The sequence below is a fragment of the Streptomyces sp. NPDC001507 genome (assembly GCF_042894765.1).
Classification (GTDB): Bacteria; Actinomycetota; Actinomycetes; order Streptomycetales; family Streptomycetaceae; genus Streptomyces.
On sequence record NZ_JBIAVV010000016.1, the window covers coordinates 73,170 to 91,917 of the forward strand.

General features: G+C 72.4%; 17 protein-coding genes and 1 pseudogene. 9 read left to right on the forward strand and 9 right to left on the reverse strand.

The features are described from left to right. Positions 1-41: 41 nt before the first annotated feature. Complete coding sequence (locus tag ACFY0K_RS41140) at positions 42-938, reverse strand: SDR family oxidoreductase (protein WP_390644173.1); 897 nt, start codon at positions 936-938, stop codon at positions 42-44. Between the two features lie 133 nt (positions 939-1,071). Here ACFY0K_RS41140 and ACFY0K_RS41145 point away from each other — a divergent pair, with 133 nt between their 5' ends. Then, on the forward strand, positions 1,072-1,974 hold the full coding sequence (locus ACFY0K_RS41145) for a LysR family transcriptional regulator (RefSeq protein WP_390644174.1): 903 nt from the start codon (positions 1,072-1,074) through the stop codon (positions 1,972-1,974). 81 nt (positions 1,975-2,055) lie between these two features. Here the strand turns inward: ACFY0K_RS41145 and ACFY0K_RS41150 are convergent, their stop codons facing one another. The 3 genes from ACFY0K_RS41150 to ACFY0K_RS41160 form a co-directional block, all read right to left on the reverse strand. After that, entirely contained in the window at positions 2,056-2,664 is a 609-nt protein-coding gene (locus tag ACFY0K_RS41150; RefSeq protein WP_390644175.1) for a TetR family transcriptional regulator, read from the reverse strand. After that, complete coding sequence (locus ACFY0K_RS41155; protein WP_390644176.1) at positions 2,661-4,154, reverse strand: MFS transporter; 1,494 nt, start codon at positions 4,152-4,154, stop codon at positions 2,661-2,663. The genes ACFY0K_RS41150 and ACFY0K_RS41155 overlap by 4 nt, the downstream gene beginning before the upstream one ends. 100 nt (positions 4,155-4,254) lie before the next feature. Continuing rightward, positions 4,255-5,445, reverse strand: coding sequence for an FAD-dependent monooxygenase (locus ACFY0K_RS41160; protein WP_390644177.1), 1,191 nt, complete (start codon positions 5,443-5,445; stop codon positions 4,255-4,257). Positions 5,446-5,788: 343 nt separating this feature from the next. Between ACFY0K_RS41160 and ACFY0K_RS41165 the strand changes: the two genes are divergently transcribed. Then, positions 5,789-6,187 carry a tyrosinase cofactor gene (locus tag ACFY0K_RS41165; RefSeq protein WP_390644178.1) on the forward strand — a complete coding sequence of 133 codons (399 nt, stop codon included), beginning with the start codon at positions 5,789-5,791 and terminating at the stop codon, positions 6,185-6,187. Between the two features lie 27 nt (positions 6,188-6,214). Further along, complete coding sequence (locus ACFY0K_RS41170; protein WP_390644179.1) at positions 6,215-7,045, forward strand: tyrosinase family protein; 831 nt, start codon at positions 6,215-6,217, stop codon at positions 7,043-7,045. 39 nt (positions 7,046-7,084) lie between these two features. On the opposite strand, the gene ACFY0K_RS41175 is transcribed toward ACFY0K_RS41170, so the two are convergent. Next, positions 7,085-7,786 carry a ribonuclease H gene (locus ACFY0K_RS41175; RefSeq protein WP_390644180.1) on the reverse strand — a complete coding sequence of 234 codons (702 nt, stop codon included), beginning with the start codon at positions 7,784-7,786 and terminating at the stop codon, positions 7,085-7,087. A gap of 47 nt (positions 7,787-7,833) precedes the next feature. Beyond that, positions 7,834-8,628, reverse strand: a complete 795-nt coding sequence (locus tag ACFY0K_RS41180) for a VOC family protein (protein WP_390644181.1) — start codon at positions 8,626-8,628, stop codon at positions 7,834-7,836. Positions 8,629-8,776: 148 nt separating this feature from the next. Between ACFY0K_RS41180 and ACFY0K_RS41185 the strand changes: the two genes are divergently transcribed. The 4 genes from ACFY0K_RS41185 to ACFY0K_RS41200 all read left to right on the forward strand — a co-directional run bounded on the left by ACFY0K_RS41185 (position 8,777) and on the right by ACFY0K_RS41200 (position 13,461). Continuing rightward, on the forward strand, positions 8,777-9,784 hold the full coding sequence (locus tag ACFY0K_RS41185) for a zinc-binding alcohol dehydrogenase family protein (RefSeq protein ID WP_390644322.1): 1,008 nt from the start codon (positions 8,777-8,779) through the stop codon (positions 9,782-9,784). 229 nt (positions 9,785-10,013) lie between these two features. Next, positions 10,014-11,456, forward strand: coding sequence for a family 2B encapsulin nanocompartment shell protein (locus ACFY0K_RS41190; protein ID WP_390644182.1), 1,443 nt, complete (start codon positions 10,014-10,016; stop codon positions 11,454-11,456). 17 nt (positions 11,457-11,473) lie between these two features. Next, entirely contained in the window at positions 11,474-12,526 is a 1,053-nt protein-coding gene (locus tag ACFY0K_RS41195; protein ID WP_390644183.1) for a family 2 encapsulin nanocompartment cargo protein terpene cyclase, read from the forward strand. A 50-nt stretch (positions 12,527-12,576) separates the two neighbouring features. Continuing rightward, positions 12,577-13,461: a geranyl diphosphate 2-C-methyltransferase gene (locus ACFY0K_RS41200; protein ID WP_351961049.1), complete on the forward strand. Its 885-nt coding sequence runs from the start codon at positions 12,577-12,579 to the stop codon at positions 13,459-13,461. A 60-nt stretch (positions 13,462-13,521) separates the two neighbouring features. Here the strand turns inward: ACFY0K_RS41200 and ACFY0K_RS41205 are convergent, their stop codons facing one another. Further along, the gene (locus tag ACFY0K_RS41205) at positions 13,522-14,004 is read right to left on the reverse strand and encodes a VOC family protein (RefSeq protein WP_390644184.1); all 483 of its coding nucleotides are present in this window, start codon (positions 14,002-14,004) and stop codon (positions 13,522-13,524) included. Between the two features lie 185 nt (positions 14,005-14,189). On the opposite strand from ACFY0K_RS41205, the gene ACFY0K_RS41210 reads away from it, so the two are divergent. Both ACFY0K_RS41210 and ACFY0K_RS41215 read left to right on the forward strand, forming a co-directional pair. Further along, a complete protein-coding gene (locus tag ACFY0K_RS41210; RefSeq protein WP_390644185.1) occupies positions 14,190-15,395 on the forward strand; it encodes an epoxide hydrolase family protein in 1,206 nt (401 codons plus the stop codon). Between the two features lie 318 nt (positions 15,396-15,713). Next, a complete protein-coding gene (locus ACFY0K_RS41215) occupies positions 15,714-16,601 on the forward strand; it encodes an RNA polymerase sigma factor SigF (RefSeq protein ID WP_390644186.1) in 888 nt (295 codons plus the stop codon). Positions 16,602-16,671: 70 nt separating this feature from the next. Here the strand turns inward: ACFY0K_RS41215 and ACFY0K_RS41220 are convergent, their stop codons facing one another. Both ACFY0K_RS41220 and ACFY0K_RS41225 read right to left on the reverse strand, forming a co-directional pair. After that, the gene (locus ACFY0K_RS41220; RefSeq protein ID WP_390644187.1) at positions 16,672-17,124 is read right to left on the reverse strand and encodes an ATP-binding protein; all 453 of its coding nucleotides are present in this window, start codon (positions 17,122-17,124) and stop codon (positions 16,672-16,674) included. Positions 17,125-17,474: 350 nt separating this feature from the next. Continuing rightward, positions 17,475-18,743, reverse strand: a pseudogene (locus ACFY0K_RS41225) (DUF6777 domain-containing protein); the annotation flags it as partial. Positions 18,744-18,748: the final 5 nt, after the last annotated feature.

Here is an 18,748-nt window from a genome sequence, read left to right on the forward strand (position 1 = left end):
TGCGGGGCCGTGGGGGCTGGTCGCGCAGTCCCCCGCGCCCCCTACGGGGCGCTGAAGTAGTGCCCCTCCGCCAAGTCCGCGATCAGGCCCGGCTGTTCCGGCTTCCAGCCCAGGAGGTTCCTGGTCCGCTCGCTCGACGTCGCGTTGTCGACGGCCGCCACCGCGCCCAGCCAGCCGAAGTGGGCCTGGGCCTCGTCCGCCGGGATGCTCCGCACCGGGACGTCGAGGCCGCTGCCGATCGCCGCCGCGATGTCCTTGAACGGGATGCCCTCGTCGGCGGCGCCGTGCAGGCCGGTGCCGGCCGGAGCGGACTCCAGGGCCAGGCGGAACAGGCGGGCCGCGTCCAGGCGGTGGACGGCCGGCCAGCGGTTGGTGCCGTCGCCGACGTACGCGGCGACGCCCTTCTCCCGGGCGACGTCGATCAGCCGGGGCACGAAGCCCTGGTCGCCGCGGCCGTGCACCGACGGGGCCAGCCGCACCACCGCGCTGCGCACGCCGCGCCGGGCCAGGGCGAGCGCGGCGAGGTCGGGATCGGCCCGGTAGGTGCCCGCTACCGGGGTGTCCTCCTCCGTCGCCACCCCCTCGGCCGAGGCGAGCATCATGGTTCCGGAGGTGACCACGAAGGGCCGCTCCGAGCCCTCCAGTGCGGTGCCGACCGCCTCGATCACCCGCAGGTCGGCCTCGGCCGCGCGGGTGAGGTCCGGGAAGGCGTCGTGGTTGAAGGCCAGGTGGATCACTCCGTCGGTACCGGCCGCCGCGCGGGCCAGGTCCCCGGGTTCGTCGAGGCTGCCGCGGTGCACTTCGGCGCCCGCCGCCCGCAAGGCCCCGGCCGACTTCTCCGAGCGGGCGAGGGCGAGGACCCGGTGGCCCGCGCCGAGGAGTTCGGGGATGACGGCGGAGCCGATGAAGCCGCTGCCGCCGGTGACGAATACCCGCATGGTGGGTGCTCCTTCGAGAGAGGGGATCGGGTCTCCATGGTTCGGGCGGCGGGCGTCGGGCGTCCAAGGCCTCTTCGGCAAGGCGCAATGCGTTTCAGGCATGAGTGCAGGTCACCAGTCGTACTCTGGAGGCATGGCTGATCCCGCATCCGTCCCCGACCTCGATCTGCGGCTCGTCCGGTACTTCACCGTCGTCGCCGGGCAGCGGCACTTCGGGCGGGCGGCGGGCGCCCTGCACGTCACGCAGCCGGCGCTGAGCAGGCAGATCCAGCGGCTGGAGCGGGTGCTGGGGGCGCGGCTCTTCGACCGCACCCCGCAGGGGGCCCGGCTCACCGAGGCCGGCGAGGTGTTCCTGCCGCGCGCCGAGGGGCTGCTGCGGGCCGCGGGCGAGGCGGCCGCCGTCACCCGGGCCGCCGCCGAACCGAGCCGGATCACCGTCGGGTACATCAACGGGATCTTCGTCACCCCGGCCGTGCGGGACCTGCGCCGCCGTTTCCCGGACGCCGACGTGCGGACCCTGCACCTCGACTGGGGCGAGACGCGCGAGGCCTTGCTGACGGGGCGCGTGGACGCGGCCGTGACCCGGCTGCCACTGGCCACGGAGGGCTTGCGGGTGACGGTGCTCCACGACGAGCCGCGGGTCCTGGTCGTCCCGCTGGACCACCGGCTGGCGGGGAAGGAGTCGGTCACGCTCGACGACATCGCCGACGAGCCGCTGCCCCGGAGTAAGGATCCGCTCTGGAACGCGTTCTGGCGCGTCGATCCCCGGCCGGACGGCAGCCCGGCGCCCGACGGTCCGCTGATCGGCGCGGTGGAGGACAAGTTCGAGCACGTCGCCGCCGGGCAGGCCGTGGCGATCGTGCCCCTGGTGCCCGGCGCGGCCATCCGCCCCGACCTGACCACGGTCCCGCTGCACGGCGTCGAGCCGAGCCATGTGGTCCTGGCGACCCGCGCCGGGGACGGCCACCGGCTGACGGCTGCCTTCCGCAGGTCGGCCGAGGCGCTGTTGAACAGGCCTGGTGGCAGCGCCCCATAGGGGCCCGAGGAACGGCGCGACCAGCCACGACGGCGGCGCGGCCGCACGACGACACCTCGCGGCGCTTCCGGCTGAGCGCGGCTACGGCGTCAACTGGGCCTGGACGGCCGGACCGTAGCGGTCGGCGATGTCGCCGGCGTCGGCGGCCGCGCAGTCGCGCAGCCGCGGGCCGCGGGCGATGCCGTACATCACGCCCAGGCCGATGAGCTGGGCGACGGCGAGTTCGGCGCGCAGGTGCGGGTCGGGTCCGGTGAGCCGGTCGGCGAGAGCGTCGACGACGTGGGCGCGGAAGTTGGCGCGCAGCACCTCTCCGTGGTCGCCGTGCAGGGGTGCGAAGACGATGCGCAGCAGCGGATCGGCCCCACGGTCGCGCTGGCTCTCCAGGACGTGCCGGACCATGTGCCGGCCGAGGTCCTCCAGGGGTGCGTCCAGCAGGGCGGCCGCGTCGGTGTCGAAGGACATGACGCGGGCGAACAGGCTGTCCTTGTTACCGAAGTACTTGAGGATCAGCGGTGCGCTGACCCCGGCGCGTTCGGCGACGTCCTTGAGGGTGATGTCGGCGTGCGCGTGCCGGGCCAGGAGGTACCGGGCGGCTCTGAGGATGTGGGCCTTGGTGGCCTCGGCGTCCCGGCGGGCGGGGGCGGGCGCGGGCGCGGCGGAGGTACCGGGGCGGGTGTTCACGGCACTCATGCTCCCTCCAGCGCGTCGTCCCTGGCACTCTCGGTCCGGCTCCCGGCCCGCGGCGTGTCGCCGGGCGCCCTGTCGCCGGGGATGGACAGGGCGGCGCCACCGGCCACGAGGGCGACGACGCCGGCCATCGCGAAGGCCAGCAGGTAGCCGTGGAGCGTGGCGACTGGGGCGCCGCCGACGAGGCTGGTGTGGTGGGTGAGGACGGCGGCCACGGCGGCGCTGGAGGTGGCCTGGCCGATGGTGCGCATGAGGACGTTGACGCCGTTGGCGGAGGCGGTCTGGTTCGCCGGGACGGCCCGCAGGATCAGTGTGGGCAGTGCGGAGTAGGCGAGGGTGGTGCCGGTGGCGACGACGGTGGCGCCCAGGATGATCATCCACAGGTCACGGCTGTCGGCGATGCGGACCACGTATCCGCAGGCGATGACCGCGGCGCCGAGGGCCAGGGTGATGCGCGGGCCGCGGGCGGCGGAGATCCGGGCGGAGAGCGGCGAGAACAGCAGCATGGTCACGCCGCCGGGCAGCAGGCACAGACCGGTGGCCACGATCGACAGGCCGAGACCGTATCCGGTGGCCTTCGGCGCCTGCACCAGCTGGGCGGTGACGAGGGAGTTGGCGTAGAAGGCGAACCCGGTGAGCAGGGCGGCGACGTGCGAGAGGCCGACCCGCGGCCGGGTCACGAGGTGCAGGTCGACCAGGGGCTGCTCGGTCCGCAGCTGCTGCCACCACCACAGGGCCAGCACCAGGACGGCGGCACCGAAGAGCCCGAGGACGCGCGGGCTGCCCCAGCCCCACGCGCCGCCCTGCGAGACACCGAGCAGCAGGCAGGTCAGCCCGGCGGCCAGCCCCAGCGCCCCGAGGACGTCGAACCGGCCGCTCTCGCGCAGCGGCGACTCCCTGACCGCCCACCAGACGCCCGCGACGCCCACCGCGCCGAGAAGGCCGGTCAGCCAGAACATGGTGTGCCAGTCGTAGTACTGCACGACCAGCGCGGCCAGCGGCAGGCCCAGGGCGGCACCGATACCGACGGTGGAGCTCATCAGCGCCACCGCCGATCCCCGCCGCTCGGGCGGGAGTTCGTCGCGCAGGATGCTGATCGAGAGCGGTACGACGGAGGCGGCGGCGCCCTGCAGGGCGCGGGCGACGATGAGCACGGTGATGTCCGACGACAGGGCGCACATCACGGAGCCCACGGTCATCAGCGCGAGCGCCCCGGTGAGCACCCGGCGCTTGCCGTACATGTCACCGGCCCGGCCGAGCACCGGGGTGAGGACGGCCCCGGCGAGCAGGGTCGCGGTGACCGTCCAGGAGACGGTGCCGGCCGAGGAGTGGGTGAGCCGCGGCAGGTCCGGCAGGAGGGGGACGACGACCGTCTGCATGACGGCCATGAGGATCCCGCCGAAGGCCAGCACCGGGATGGTCAGCCGCTGCCGCAGCGGGGGCGGGGCGGCGGGCGGTCCCGGGTTGCCGGCTATCGGGGCGGGCTGGTCCATCGACACTCCTGTGGGCGACCCGGAGAAAGAGGTGAATACTCATTCACCCTATCTGGTGAATGAGTATTCACTCAAACCGTTCCCCGTCGCCGTACGGCGTCTAGGACCGGGCGTGCAGGGCGCGCGCCGCCCGCGGCCCGAGCCACCGCTTGAACCTGCGCAGCACCTCCAGCCGCCCGGCGGCCTTGTCCAGGCCGTAGTAGAGCTGCGGGGGGACGTACGGCAGCAGGGGCGAGTGCCGCTGGCCGAGCAGGGCGAACATGCGGTGCGGAGGCAGGCCGATGTAGCGGGGCAGGTTCTCGTACCACTGGGCGCTGAGGCGGGCGGCGCTCTGGGCGGAGACCAGTTCGGCCCTGCGCCGCCGTTCGTAGGCGGCGAGGGCCTCGGGCAGGAGCGTGTGCTCGCGCAGGGCGTGCGCCAGGCACATCGCGTCCTCCAGGGCGAGGGTGGTGCCGGCGCCGATGGAGTAGTGGGTGGTGTGGGCGGCGTCGCCGAGCAGGACGAGGTTGCCGTGGTGCCAGGTGCGGTTGGTGAGGGTACGAAAGGCCGGCCAGGCCGCGGAGGAGCCGCCGACCAGCGGGTGGCCGTCGAGGATGCCGGCGAACAGCTTCTCCAGCAGGGCCCGTTGGCCGGCCTCGTCCATCGCGTCGAGGCCGAGGCCGGTGAGGGTGTCCGGGGCGCACTCGATGACGCAGGTGCTGTGCCCGTCGTCGTACGGGTAGCCGTAGCACCACACCCAGCCGTGTTCGGTCTCGGCGAAGGCGAAGGTGAAGGAGTCGAAGACCCGGGTGGTGCCCAGCCACACGTAGTGGTTGCGGCCCTCGGTGGCCTCGGTGCCGAAGTGGCCGGCGTGCTGGGTGCGCAGGGCGCTGTGGATGCCGTCGGCGGCGACGACCAGGTCGGCGTCGGGGAGGTCCCCGGGAGTGATCTCGTCCTCGAACTCCAGCCGGACGCCGAGCCCCCGGGCGCGTTCGGCGAGGATCTCCAGGAGGCGGTGGCGGCCGATGCCGTGGCCGGCGTCGCCGGGCTGCCGGGCCACCTGGCCGCGGACGTGGGCGACGCCCTGGGTCCAGCGCACCGAGCTCGCCTCGATGGCGCGGGCCGACTCGGGGTCGCAGGCGTGCAGCCGGTCGAGCAGGGCGCGCCAGTAGGTGACGCCCCAGCCGTAGGTGGAGCCCTCGGGGTTGCGTTCGTGGACGGCGATGTCGTGGGACGGGTTCTGCCGCTTGAGCAGGATGGCGAGGTACAGGCCGGCTGGCCCGCCTCCGACGCAGACGACCTTCACGCACACACCCCTAAGTTTCACCGCACGTGGTCAATTGGCACCGGAGAGTAGCAGCGCGGAGGCACCCGGCCGGGTTTTCGAATCGCGCCAGATTGACGCCGTGAGCCACACCACCCGGACGGCGGACCAGGGCGAAAGATCACCGGCAAGCCGCGCACCCGCGCAAGGAATTACCCGTTCCGGGTCCGGCGGAGCCATCGCCACAGCAAGATCATCTTTGTTCAATCTTGTATGACATGTGACTAATTGTCCTGATCGTAGCCAACCCGATCCGGGCGATTTCTCCCGCTCCGGAGTCGGCGGATAGGCATACGGAGTCATCACCCGCACCCGTCACAGGAGCACCCGTATGCCCGAACTCACCCGCCGTCGCGCCCTCACCGCGGCGGCCGCCCTCGCCGCGGCGGCCGGCACCCAGACCCTCCGCGCGCCCGGCGCGTCGGCCGCCGGCCACTCGCACGAGGGAGCGCTCGAACCCTTCGACGAGGTCTACAAAGGCCGCCGAATACAGGGCCGGCCGACCGGCATGGATGGCATGGGCGGCACGGGCGGCGGTCACCACCACGGACACGGCACCGGTTACGCGGTGTTCGTGGACGGCGTCGAACTGCACGTGATGCGCAACGCCGACGGCAGCTGGATCAGCGTGGTCAGCCACTACGCCCCGGTCGCCGGCCCGCGCGCCGCCGCCCGCGCCGCGGTCGACGAGCTGCAGGGCGCCGCGCTCCTGCCGTTCCCCGCCAACTGACCGTCCGTACAAGGAGTTTCCCCGCACATGACCGTTCGCAAGAACCAGGCCGCCCTGACCGCCGACGAGAAGCGGCGGTTCGTCGCCGCCGTCATCGAGCTGAAGCGCAGCGGGCGTTACGACGACTTCGTGCGCACGCACAACGCCTTCATCATGTCCGACACCGACGACTCGGAGCGCACCGGCCACCGTTCGCCGTCGTTCCTGCCCTGGCACCGCAGATTCCTGCTCGACTTCGAGCAGGCCCTGCAGTCCGTGGACGCCTCCGTCGCGCTCCCCTACTGGGACTGGAGCACCGACCGGACCGTCCGCGCCTCGCTGTGGGCACCGGACTTCCTCGGCGGTACCGGGCGCAGCTCGGACGGGCGCGTGACGGACGGGCCGTTCGCCGCCGGCGGCGGGAACTGGCCGGTCAACGTCCGCGTGGACGGCCGTACTTATCTGCGCAGGTCGCTCGGGACGGGCGTGCGCGAGCTGCCGACCCGGGCCGAGGTCGACTCGGTCCTGTCCATGGCGACGTACGACATGGCGCCCTGGAACAGCGCCTCGGACGGCTTCCGGAACCATCTGGAGGGCTGGCGCGGGGTCAACCTGCACAACAGGGTCCACGTCTGGGTCGGCGGGCAGATGGCAACCGGGGTCTCCCCCAACGACCCTGTGTTCTGGCTGCACCACGCCTTCATAGACAAGCTCTGGGCCCGCTGGCAGCGCCGCCACCCGGAGGCGGCCTACGTGCCGGGCGGCGGCACGCCGGACGTGGTGGACCTGGACGAGACGATGAAGCCGTGGAACGACGTGCGGCCGGCGGACCTGCTCGACCACACGAGGTTCTACACGTTCGACACCCTGGAGGCCTGACCGGTTCGCCGCATCAGGGCGCTGGGCGGGCCCGCCGTGTCAGGCCTCGGTGGCCGTGCGGCACTCCGGGTGGCCCCAGCCCTGTGCGTTCTTGGCGATCGGCTCGCCGGCCGCGTAGGAGCGGCCGCACAGGCAGCGGCCGGGGAACTTCGCCTTGATGGTCCGGGACGAGGAGCCGCCGCCCGCCGAGCTCTTGCGGGGCGCCGCCTTGCGGCGCGGCGCCGCGGCGGCGGGCGCCTGGGACGGCGGCGGTACCGGGGAGCCGAGGGCGCTGCCCGCGGCCTCCTGGACCGTGGCCGCCTGGCTGGCCGCGCGGTCGGCGAAGTCGTTCAGCGGGTCGCCGTCGACCTGGTGGGCGGGGACGTAGCGGAAGTCGACCGTGCGGCCGTCGAGGAGTTCGTCGATGCGGACGACCAGCTCCTGGTTGGCGACCGGCTTGCCCCCGGAGGTCTTCCAGCCGTTGCGCTTCCAGCCGGGCAGCCAGGTGGTGACGGCCTTCATCGCGTACTGCGAGTCCATCCGCACTTCCAGCGGCACGTCCGGGTCGGTGGCCGCGAGCAGCTGTTCCAGGGCGGTCAGTTCGGCCACGTTGTTGGTGGCCCTGCCGAGCGGCCCGGCCTCCCAGCGGGCGGGAGTCGCCGCGTCGTCGGACACCACCCAGGCCCAGCCGGCCGGTCCGGGGTTTCCCTTAGAAGCCCCGTCGCACGCGGCCACCACTCGTTCACGCATGGCCCCGATCATGCCACGGCCGGCCGGGGCGCCCGGCCGGGGCCCGGGATCCGCCCTGGTCAGACCTCCGTGCTCGACGGCATCTCGCCTTCGGTGGTCGTGACGTCGATCACCGAGAAGTTCGCGCCCTGCGGGTCGGTGAGCGCCGCCATGCGCCCGAAGGGGCTGGTCATCGGCCCGAAGCGGAGGGTGGCGCCGAGCTTGGTCGCCCTGGCGACCGCCTCGTCGCAGTCGGCGACGGTGAAGTAGACGTTCACGTACGAGGGCACCTCGGGCGGGAAGTCGCCGGTCATCCGCATCCGGCCGAGGACGGGCTGCTCGCGGAGGTTGAACGTGCGGAAGTCGACGTTGCCGTCCTCGATCTGCCGGACCGTGTACGGGAACACGGCCGCGAGGAAGGGGTCGGCCTTCTCGGGCTCACGGGTGAAGACCTCCGCCCAGCAGTAGGCACCGGGCACGGCCGTGGCCTCGAACCCCTCGTGGAGGCCGGCCTGCCAGATCCCGAACACCGCGCCGCTGGGCTCACGGGCCAGGCACATGGTGCCGAACTCGCCGACCTGCATGGGCTCCATCAGCACCTCGCCGCCGTTCTCCCGGATCCGGACGGCGGCGGCCGCGGCGTCCGGCGAGGCGAGGTACAGGCACCACTGCGAGTGCCCCTCCTGACCTGACATGGGCGGTACGACGGCGGCGACGGCCTTGCCGTCCACGTAGGCCTGCGTGTAGTTGCCGTACTCCGGGGACGACTCTCCGAACGTCCAGCCGAGCACCTCGCCGTAGAAGCTCTTGGCCCCCTCCAGATCGCCGAACATCGCGTCGGCCCAGCAGGGGGTTCCTTCAGGTTGTACCGCCATCGCCGCGGCCCTTCCGATCGAGCGGGTTCTCCCGGTTCCTCACGCTAGCCACCGGGCCGACCGCCCGCGCGCCGAACGCCGGACTCCGGCGGACACTGGGAAGGGAGTCGGCGGCCTTCGGCGGACGGGGCGCGGTATGGCGGACGTGATGCGGGCGTGGTCGGTGGAGCGGCCCGGGCCGGTCGAGGCGGATCCGCTGCGGCTGGCCGAGCGGCCGGTACCGGTGCCGGGGGCGGACGAGCTGCTGGTGCGGGTGCGGGCCTGCGGGGTGTGCCGCACCGACCTGCATGTCACCGAGGGCGATCTGCCGGTGCACCGGACCGGGGTGACTCCGGGGCACGAGGTGGTCGGCACGGTCGCGGGCACGGGTGCCGGGGTGGCGGACTTCGCGGTCGGCGACCGGGTCGGCGTGGCCTGGTTGCGGCGCACGGACGGGGAGTGCGCGTACTGCCTGCGGGGCGCCGAGAACCTGTGCCCGCACTCGGAGTACACCGGCTGGGACGCCGACGGAGGCTATGCGGAGTACACGACCGTGCCGGCCGCCTTCGCCTACCGGCTGCCCGGTCACCTCGACGACGTGGCGCTCGCACCGCTGCTGTGCGCCGGGATCATCGGCTACCGCGCGCTGCGCCGGGCGTCGCTCCCGGCGGGCGGGCGGCTCGGTCTGTACGGCTTCGGGGGCAGCGCCCACCTGTGCGCGCAGGTGGCGCTCGCCGAGGGGGCGCGGGTGCACGTGCTCACCCGGGGTGCCGAGGCGCGGCGGCTGGCCGTGGAGCTGGGCGCAACCTCGGCGCGGGACGCCTACGAGGCGCCGCCCGAGCCGCTGGACAGCGCGGTCCTGTTCGCGCCGGTCGGCGACCTGGTGCCGGTCGCGCTGCGCGCCCTGGACCGGGGCGGGGTGCTGGCGGTCGCGGGCATCCACCTCAGCGACGTGCCGTCGCTGAACTACGAGCGCGAGCTGTTCTACGAGCGGGAGCTGCGCAGCGTCACCTCCAACACCCGTGCCGACGGGCGGGAGTTCCTCGCTCTGGCCGAGCGGCACGGCGTGCGCGCGACCACCCACCCGTACCCGCTCTCGGAGGCGCCGCGGGCGCTGCGGGACCTGAAGGCCGGCCGGTTCGACGGGGCCGCGGTGCTGGTGAACGACCTTTCCTGAGCCCAACCCCCCGGGTGCCCCGGGCACGAGAGCGGGCGACCGGCGCGCGATCAAGAAACACCACCCTTTCCACCCCGAACACCGGGTTTGCGCAACTAAGGCATGCAACCGCCCCTTTCGCGCCGTACCCGTAGATCACCAGGGCTGTTTGGCTTGTCCTTGCGCACCACCACCTCGCACACCACCGACCCTCCGGGTCACCGTTGTTCACCTCTCTGCTGGAGGGAATGTGTCCACACCGGACAGCGTCATCGGCTCCGCCGTCGACGAGCCCGAGCCGGATCCGACCACCGACGGGCAGCTCACCAGCCTGAGCACCCGGGCGGCACGCCAGCTCGCCACGACCACCAAGTCCGAACCGCAGATGCAGGCCATCACCTCCCGGTGGCTGCTGAGGACACTGCCGTGGGTGGACGTCAAGGGCGGCGTCTACCGGGTCAACCGGCGCCTCCAACTGCGCACCGGGCGGGGCCGGGTGAGCTTCGAGCACAACGGCGGGGACGACATCCGGGTCATCCCGCAGACCCTCACCGAGCTGCCGATCCTGCGCGGTTACGACGACCCGGACGCGCTGACCCAGCTCGCGGACCGGTTCCAGCCCCGCGAGGTGCGCGCCGGGCAGGTGCTGTTCGAGGCCGGGCAGCCGGTGACCGAGACCTACCTGGTGGTGCACGGCCGGTTCATCCGGTACGCGGCCGGCAAGTACGGCGAGGAGGAGGTCGTCGGGGTCGTCACCGACGGCGACCAGATGGGCGACGAGGCGGTGGGCCAGACCGATCCGCTCTGGCTCACCTCGGTGCGGGCCGAGACGGCGGGCGTGGTCCTGGCACTGCCCTGGGCGGTGGCCGAGGAGATCATGGACCGGGTGCCGTCGCTCGGCGCCCATCTGCAGGCCTATGTCGACCGGCAGCGGCTGCCGATGAACCGCAAGGGCGAGGCCGAGGTGCCGGTGCAGGCCGGCCACACCGGCGAGCCGACCCTCCAGGGCGGCTTCGTGGACTACGAACTCGCGCCGCGCGAGTACGAGTTGTCGCTCACCCAGACCGTGCTGCGGGTGCACTCGCGGGTCGCCGACCTCTACAACCACCCGATGGACCAGACCCAGCAGCAGTTGCGGCTCACGGTCGAGGAGATCCGCGAGCGCCAGGAGTGGGAGCTGGTCAACAACCGGGAGTTCGGGCTCCTGCACAACATCGACTACGGGCAGCGGATCAGCTCGTTCACCGGTCCGCCGACCCCGGACGACATGGACGAGCTGATCTCCATGCGCCGCAAGACCAAGGTCATCCTGGCGCACCCGAAAGCGATCGCGGCCTTCTTCCGGCAGTGCAACCGGCGCGGCCTCGTACCCCCGTCCGTCAATGTCGACGGGCACGAGATCCCGGCCTGGCGCGGGGTCCCGATCTACCCGTGCAGCAAGATCCCGATCAGCGACGACCACACCAGCAGCATCATCGCGCTGCGCACCGGCGAGGCCGACCAGGGGGTCATCGGCCTCTACCAGACCGGTATCCCCGAGGAGTTCCAGCCCGGCCTGAACGTCCGCTTCATGGGCGTCAACGAGCAGGCCGTCATCAACTACCTGGTCACCGCCTACTACTCGCTCGCCGTCCTGGTCCCCGACGCGGCCGGGGTCCTGGAGAACGTCCAGCTCGGCCGCACCGCCGACTGACGGCCTGGAGCCCATCCATGAGCACACCCACCACCGCCTACGCCCTGCCGGGGCCGCCGAACATCGCGGAGCGGCTGCGCCCGGCCAAGCGCACCGGGGCGGTCCCCGGACTGCACTACCGGCCGGCCGTGCCCGCCGACCCGGAGAAGGCCGCCGAACTCGACCGCCGGCTGGAGGCCTGGGCCCGCGAGCTCGACCTGTTCCCCGCGGCCTGGAAGGGGGATTTCTCCGACTTCCAGTTCGGCCGGGCCGTCGCCCTCCAGCACCCGGGCGGCCTCGACCTGGACCGGCTCACCGCGGCCGGCAAGCTGCTGCTCGCTGAGAACATCGTGGACTCCTGCTACTGCGAGGAGGACGAGGGGCGGGGCGGTTCCCGGCGGGGCCTCGGCGGCCCGCTGATCATCGCCCAGTCGGCGCTCGACCCCTTCCACGGCATCCCGGAGCTGGAGGAGGAGTGGCGCGAGGGCGTCCGGGCCACCGGGCCCCTGCGGTCGTACCACTTCGCCCTCACGGACTTCGCGGCCTTCGCCACGCCCAGCCAGACCGACCGGTTCGTCCACGACATCGCCCGGCTGCACCTCGGCTACCTCGGCGAGGCCGCGTGGATGGAGACGGGGTACGTACCGCGGGTCTGGGAGTACCTGGTGATGCGGCAGTTCAACAACTTCCGGCCCTGCTTGTCGATCGTCGACGCGGTGGACGGCTACGAACTGCCGGAGCAGCTCTACGCCCGCCCGGAGATCCAGCGGATCACGGCCCTGGCCTGCAATGCCACCACCATCGTCAACGACCTGTACTCCTTCACGAAGGAGCTGGCGAGCGACCCGGACCACCTGAACCTGCCCCAGGTGGTGGCCGCCAACGACCGGCGCGGGCTGAAGGCGGCCTATCTGAAGTCCGTCGACATCCACAACCGGGTCATGGACGCCTTCGAGGAGGAGTCGGCCGCCCTGTCCGCCACTTCGCCGCTGGTCGCACGCTACGCCGAGGGACTCGCCGCCTGGGTGGCCGGCAACCACGAGTGGCACGCCACCAACACCAGCCGCTACCACCTGCCCGACTACTGGTAGCCATCGAGCCACATCCGAAACACCGTCAGAAACACTTCGAGGAGCAACTGTTGACGACCGCCCCTGTCGCTCGGAAGACCACCACGTCAGCCCCGGTGCCGACCCAGTCCAGGTACCAGAACAGCGTCGCGGAGTACTGGAACGCCGAGGAGAACCCGGTCAACCTCGAACTCGGAAAGATCGACGACCTCTACCACCACCACTACGGGATCGGTGAGGCCGACTGGTCGGTGCTCGACGAGACCGACCCCGCCCTGCGCAAGGAACGCGTCACCGCCGAGCTGCACCGCCTGGAGCACGCCCAGGCCGAGCTGCTCGCCTCGCACCTCGGCGCCCTCACGCCGGCCGACCGGGTCTTCGACGCGGGCTGCGGCCGTGGCGGCGGCAGCATCGTGGCGAACCTGCGCTACGGCTGCCACTCCGACGGCGTGACCATCTCCGCCAAGCAGGCCGACTTCGCCAACGAGATGGCCCGCAAGCGGGAGGTCGGCGACAAGGTCCGCTACCACCACCGGAACATGCTGGACACCGGCTTCGAGACGGGCGCCTACGCGGCCTCGTGGAACAACGAGTCCACGATGTACGTCGAGCTGGAGCTGCTGTTCGCCGAGCACGCCCGGCTGCTGCGCCGCGGCGGCCGCTACGTGACGATCACCGGCTGCTACAACAACGCCTACGGGCAGGCGTCCCGCGAGGTGTCCCTGATCAACGCGCATTACATCTGCGACATCCACCCACGGTCGGAGTACTTCCGGGCGATGGCCGCCAACCGGCTGGTGCCGGTCCATGTGGAGGACCTCACCGCGGCCACGATCCCGTACTGGGAACTGCGCAAGCAGGCCGACCATCTGGTGACGGGGATCGAGGACGCGTTCCTCACCGCGTACAAGAACGGCAGCTTCCAGTACCTGCTGATCGTGGCCGACCGGGTCTGACCCGGCGGCGGGTCCACGCGGGGGCGGTGTCCGCGGACACCGCCCCCGTCCCGGTACCGCTCACTCCCCCGTGTACGCCTTCCGCAGCGCGGCGATGTCCAGCTTGCCCATCGCGTACATGGCCCGGGTGGTGCGCGCGGCCTTCTCCGGGTCGGCGTCGCCGATCATCTCGATCAGCCCGTCCGGGATCACCTGCCAGGACACGCCGTACCTGTCCTTCAGCCAGCCACACGGGCCGGGCTCGCCGCCGTTCTCGGTGAGCTTGGCCCAGTAGTGGTCGACCTCCTCCTGGCCGTCGCAGTAGATCTGGAAGGAGATCGCCTCGGTGAACCTGAACTGCGGGCCGCCGTTGATGGCGACGAACTTCTGCCCGTTGGCCGTGAAGTCGACGGCCAGCACCGACCCCGCCTCCCCCGGCCCGGCCTCGTTGTACCGGCCGACCTTTCCGATGCTGGAGTTCTTGAAGATCGACACGTAGTAGTGGGCGGCTTCCTCGGCCTGCCCGTCGAACCAGAGACACGTGGTGAATCCGTCGGCGGTCATGGGCACCTCCTGGGAGCGGGGAACGCGGTCATGTGTACCGACCGGTGCTCCGAGGAAAACTCATCGGTCATCGCGCCCCTCAGGGGCGCGGGGCTGTATTGCATATGCGGCTCCGCCACGTGGGCGCGGCCGGCCCCCACCGACCCGCAGACGGCCGACGACCTCTTGCACCTAGCATCCCCACCATGACCTCTTCGTCGCCGGACATCACTCCGTTCCGCATCGCGATCCCGCAGAGCGACCTCGACGACCTCCACGCCCGCCTCGACCGCACCCGCTGGCCCGCCGAACTGCCCGGCGCGGGCTGGGCCTACGGCGTCCCCACCCCCTACTTGAAAGAGCTGGCCCGGTACTGGCGGCACGAGTACGACTGGCGTGCGGCCGAGGCGGAGCTCAACGCGTGGCCGCAGTTCACCACCACGGTCGACGGCACGAACGTGCACTTCGCCCACATCCGCTCCCCCGAGCCGGACGCCACCCCGCTGGTCGTCACCCACGGCTGGCCGGGCTCGATCGTGGAGTTCCTCGACGTGGTCGGTCCGCTCACCGACCCGGCGGCGCACGGCGGGGACCCGGCCGACGCCTTCCACGTGGTGCTGCCGAGCATTCCGGGGTTCGGGTTCTCCGGGCCGACCACGGAGCCCGGCTGGGAGGCGGGGCGGGTCGCGGACGCCTGGGCCGGGCTGATGCGCCGGCTGGGCTACGAGCGGTTCGGCGCGCAGGGCGGCGACTGGGGCGCGGCCATCTCCCGGGAGCTGGGCCGTGCCCATCCCGGCCGGGTGATCGGCGTCCACCTCAACCTGCTGCCGGGTGCCCAGCAGGCGACCGAACCCACCGATGCGGAGCTGGCCGGGCTGGACGCCGCGGAACGGGCCGAAACACTGGACTCCTGGCGCCGTTGGTCCGCCTGGACCAAGGAGAGCACCGGGTACGCGATCCTGCAGAGCACCCGCCCGCACACGCCCGGATACGCGCTCACGGACTCGCCGGTCGGGCAGCTCGCCTGGATCGTCGAGAAGTTCCGCGAGTGGACGGACTCCGCGGAGCTGCCCGAGGAGGCGGTGGACCGGGACCGGCTGCTGACCAACGTGATGCTGTACTGGCTCACCGGGACGGCCGCCTCCTCCGCCCGCATCTACTACGAGCGGGCTCACGCCACCGGGCCCCGGGCCACCGCCCCCGCCGAACCGTCCACGGCGCCGACCGCCCTCGCCCTGTTCCCTGCCGAGCCCCAGCGTCCGTTGCGGCACAAGGCGGAGCGGACGGAGCGCATCGTCCGGTGGACGGAGTTCGACCGCGGCGGGCACTTCGCCGCGATGGAGGAGCCGGATCTGCTGGTGGGCGACGTCCGGGCGTTCTTCCGGCAGCTGCGGGAGCAGGGCGAGAGCTGAGGCCGCCGAAAGGCGCCGGCCCGACGTCGCCGTGCAGGGCCACGCCCAGGAGATCACGTACACCCCCGACGGTACTGGGGCGGGCTGGTCACGGCCGTGCGCGTCGGGCCGTAGCCACCTCGTCCGGATCCCGCCACCGGCGGTTTTCCGCCAGGGCGGAAACGGGGCGCATGCGCCGCGTCACCCGGGGTACCCGAGGTGCGAGGCACGCATAAGGCGTCCGGTTCCGGGTACCCGGCCCTGGGCACCACCTGGACAGGGCCGGGACGACCGGCCGAAGAGGGCAGCCGCCGCAACGTGAGTGACCTGGGAGAGGACATGAACACCGCCGGGATCCGGTCGGAAGCAGTGAACACCGCTCACCCCGTCGAGGCGTGGACGACGGAGGGGGCACTGCCAGGAATCGAGGACCCGAAGACCGTAGCCCCGCGCGACGCGCGCGAGCTGTCCCGCCAGTTCTTCCAGCGGATCGCGGAGCTGGAGGAGGGCACGCACGAGTACCAGTACGCCCGTAACACGCTGATCGAGATGAACATGTCGCTGGTCCGGTTCGCGGCCGGACGGTTCCGCAACCGCGGCGACGACATGGAGGACATCGTCCAGACCGGGATGATCGGCCTGATCAAGGCCATCGACCGGTTCGAGCTGTCGCGCGAGGTCGAGTTCACCTCCTTCGCGCTGCCGTACATCGTGGGCGAGATCAAGCGGTTCTTCCGGGACACCACCTGGGCGGTGCACGTGCCGCGCCGGCTCCAGGAGCTGCGGGTGGAGCTGGCCAAGGCACGCGAGGAGCTCTCCAGCCGCCTGGACCGGGAACCGACGGTCGCCGAGCTGGCCACGCTCATGAACCTGTCCGAGAACGAGGTGGTCGAGGGCCAGCTGGCCGCCAACGGCTACAACTCCTCCTCCCTGGACGCCGCGCTGACCGGCGACGGCCCGGAGGACGGCGAGGCGGTGCTGGCCGACTTCATCGGGGTCGAGGAGGAAGGCCTGCGGCTCGTGGAGGACTTCCAGTCGCTGGCCCCGCTCATGGCCGAGCTGAGCGAACGGGACCGGGAGATCATCCATCTGCGGTTCGTGGAGGAGGCCACCCAGGCCGAGATCGGCGAGCGGCTCGGCTGCTCCCAGATGCACGTCTCCCGCCTGATCAAGCGGATCATCACGCGGCTGCGTCAGGGGATGCTGGGCGAGCTCGGCTGCGCCTGACGGCGAGATCCACGGGCGCTGCCCCGCACCGGCGCGTGGGGCGGCGCCCGTGGTGACGATCACCCGACGATCACACGGGGAAGCGCACCAGCGCGCGTACCCGCTTGCCGACCGGCACCCGTTCGGCGACCACCTCCGCGGCCAGGGCATGGACGATCTCCAGTCCGTGCCGGCCGACCCGCTCGGGGTCCCTGGGGAAGCGCCGGGGCAGGGCGGCGCTGCTGTCGTAGACGGAGACCAGGACCGCGCTGTCCGTGCCCTCAAGTTCGAGGATGTACGGGCCGTTGCTGTGCCGGTCCGCGTTGGTCACCAGCTCGCTCACCACGAGCAGCAGCTCACCGTCGGCCCGGGGGTCGATCGCCGCGCACCATTCCGTCCTGAGCTGCTCCAGGAAGCCGGCCGCGAAGTCCCTCGCCTCGGCGATGCAGCCGGGCTCGCCGGTGTAGTGCGCCGCGCGTCGCAGCGGCTCCACGGGGACGTCGAAGCCAGTCGGTATCACTGCCCCGCCCAGGTTTTCGATCATGCGTGTCTCTCCAGGAGGCCGGCCCGGCCCGTCGCTGTTGCATCCATCCTCGTACCCCGAGTCCGCGCCGGCAGTCCCCCGGGATGTTCGCCTACCGCGCACATCTCACGTCGCGCTGGTCACAGTCCCGGTGAACCGGGGGCGGCCGAGCCGGGCGGTACCCGCCGGGCCGACGACGCCGGGGCGGCGGACGACACGGCGGCCCCGGGGCCGTGCGACGCCGGCGACGCCGTGGACTGCGCGGACTGCGCGGACTGCGCGGACTGCGGGGCGAGCGGCTGCGCGGAGGACGGCGGCTCGGACGCCGGTCCCTGCGACTTCGGCGGCTGCGACGCCGGCGACTCGGCCTTCGGGGACTCAGTCTTCGGGGACTCGGTGCTCGGGGACTCGTTCTGGGTCTGCGGGGACTCCGTACGGGGCGACTCGGTCTTCGGCGACTCGCTCTTCGGAGGCGCCGACGAGGGCGGTGGTGAGGACGGCGGCTTCGAGGACGGCGGTGAGGACGAGGGCGGCTTCGATGCCGGTGACTGCGGGGACGAAGAGTTCGGGGACGAAGAGTTCGCCGACGGGGACCCGGAGCCGTTCCCCGGGCTCGTGGGCGTCGACGGGCGGGACGAGGCCGGCGGGCACGGGGTGGTGCCGGCCGATCCGGGTCTGCCGGACGCGGGCGGGCAGCCGTGGTGGGGCGGCGGGTTCATGGGGTCCGGGTCGGCCGGGGGCCTGGCCGGGCGGTCGTCGTGCCCGGTGTGGTCGCCGCGGTGGCGGCCGAACCAGTCGTGGTGCTCGTGGTCGAAGACGACGAACACCTTGACGATCTGCGCTGCGGGTGCGACGACGACCACGTTCGCGGGCCGGTAGGCGGCCCAGGCGGTGCCGACGGTCCTCGGGGTGGTCCGCTGCGCGACCGGCGGGGCGAGCGGGTTGCCGCAGGCGCACCGCAGCCGGGGCACGCCGTGCCCGTCGACGAGGACGGCGGTGCCCGTCTGGAGGACGGACTGGTAGGTGGTCGCCTTGCCGTCGCGGTAGCCGTGGGCGGTGACCCGGGTGTCCGCGCGCAGCTGTACGGGGGTGAGGGAGCGCAGGTAGGCGGGGACGCCGGCGGGCTTGACGCCGACCTGGGAGGCGAACGCCCCGTTGCGGGACGGCGCGGCCTGGAGGTACCTGATCTGCTGTTCGACGTCGCAGCTGGTGCTGTTCTTCGTGCCGCTGTAGAGGCCGGGCGCCCCGCCGCTCACCCCGCGCACCTCGTTCGCCGACGCGCCGGACCCGACCGGGGCGGCGGACACCTGCGCGGCGGTGCTCTTCTTTGCGGTCGACTCGGTGAACGGGTCCTGGCCGGAGCTGTCGGCGGCCTGCAGGAAGACCTCGCCGCGTCGGCCGGAGCTGTCGCCCGAACGGGTGAGGACCACGGCCAGGGCCGCGGCGACCACCACGGCGGTGGTGAGTGTCGCGACCCGGGGCGCCGACCTCCACCACGGCCGGTGCGGCTCGCCGTCCTGCCCGTCACCGCCACCGGGCGGCGGCTGCGAGGGGGGTCGGGGAGGTGGCCCGGGGGGTCCGGACAGGGGGCCGGAGGGGGGTCCTGTGGGGCGGCCGGACGACGGCGGTTCGACGCTCACGCGCT

Coding starts and splice junctions, on each gene's coding strand:
- ACFY0K_RS41140 (WP_390644173.1), bottom strand. CDS start 938: ATGCGGGTATTCGTCACCGGCGGCAGCGGCTTCATCGGCTCCGCCGTC.
- ACFY0K_RS41145 (WP_390644174.1), top strand. CDS start 1,072: ATGGCTGATCCCGCATCCGTCCCCGACCTCGATCTGCGGCTCGTCCGG.
- ACFY0K_RS41150 (WP_390644175.1), bottom strand. CDS start 2,664: ATGAGTGCCGTGAACACCCGCCCCGGTACCTCCGCCGCGCCCGCGCCC.
- ACFY0K_RS41155 (WP_390644176.1), bottom strand. CDS start 4,154: ATGGACCAGCCCGCCCCGATAGCCGGCAACCCGGGACCGCCCGCCGCC.
- ACFY0K_RS41165 (WP_390644178.1), top strand. CDS start 5,789: ATGCCCGAACTCACCCGCCGTCGCGCCCTCACCGCGGCGGCCGCCCTC.
- ACFY0K_RS41170 (WP_390644179.1), top strand. CDS start 6,215: ATGACCGTTCGCAAGAACCAGGCCGCCCTGACCGCCGACGAGAAGCGG.
- ACFY0K_RS41175 (WP_390644180.1), bottom strand. CDS start 7,786: ATGATCGGGGCCATGCGTGAACGAGTGGTGGCCGCGTGCGACGGGGCT.
- ACFY0K_RS41180 (WP_390644181.1), bottom strand. CDS start 8,628: ATGGCGGTACAACCTGAAGGAACCCCCTGCTGGGCCGACGCGATGTTC.
- ACFY0K_RS41185 (WP_390644322.1), top strand. CDS start 8,777: ATGCGGGCGTGGTCGGTGGAGCGGCCCGGGCCGGTCGAGGCGGATCCG.
- ACFY0K_RS41195 (WP_390644183.1), top strand. CDS start 11,474: ATGAGCACACCCACCACCGCCTACGCCCTGCCGGGGCCGCCGAACATC.
- ACFY0K_RS41205 (WP_390644184.1), bottom strand. CDS start 14,004: ATGACCGCCGACGGATTCACCACGTGTCTCTGGTTCGACGGGCAGGCC.
- ACFY0K_RS41210 (WP_390644185.1), top strand. CDS start 14,190: ATGACCTCTTCGTCGCCGGACATCACTCCGTTCCGCATCGCGATCCCG.
- ACFY0K_RS41215 (WP_390644186.1), top strand. CDS start 15,714: ATGAACACCGCCGGGATCCGGTCGGAAGCAGTGAACACCGCTCACCCC.
- ACFY0K_RS41220 (WP_390644187.1), bottom strand. CDS start 17,124: ATGATCGAAAACCTGGGCGGGGCAGTGATACCGACTGGCTTCGACGTC.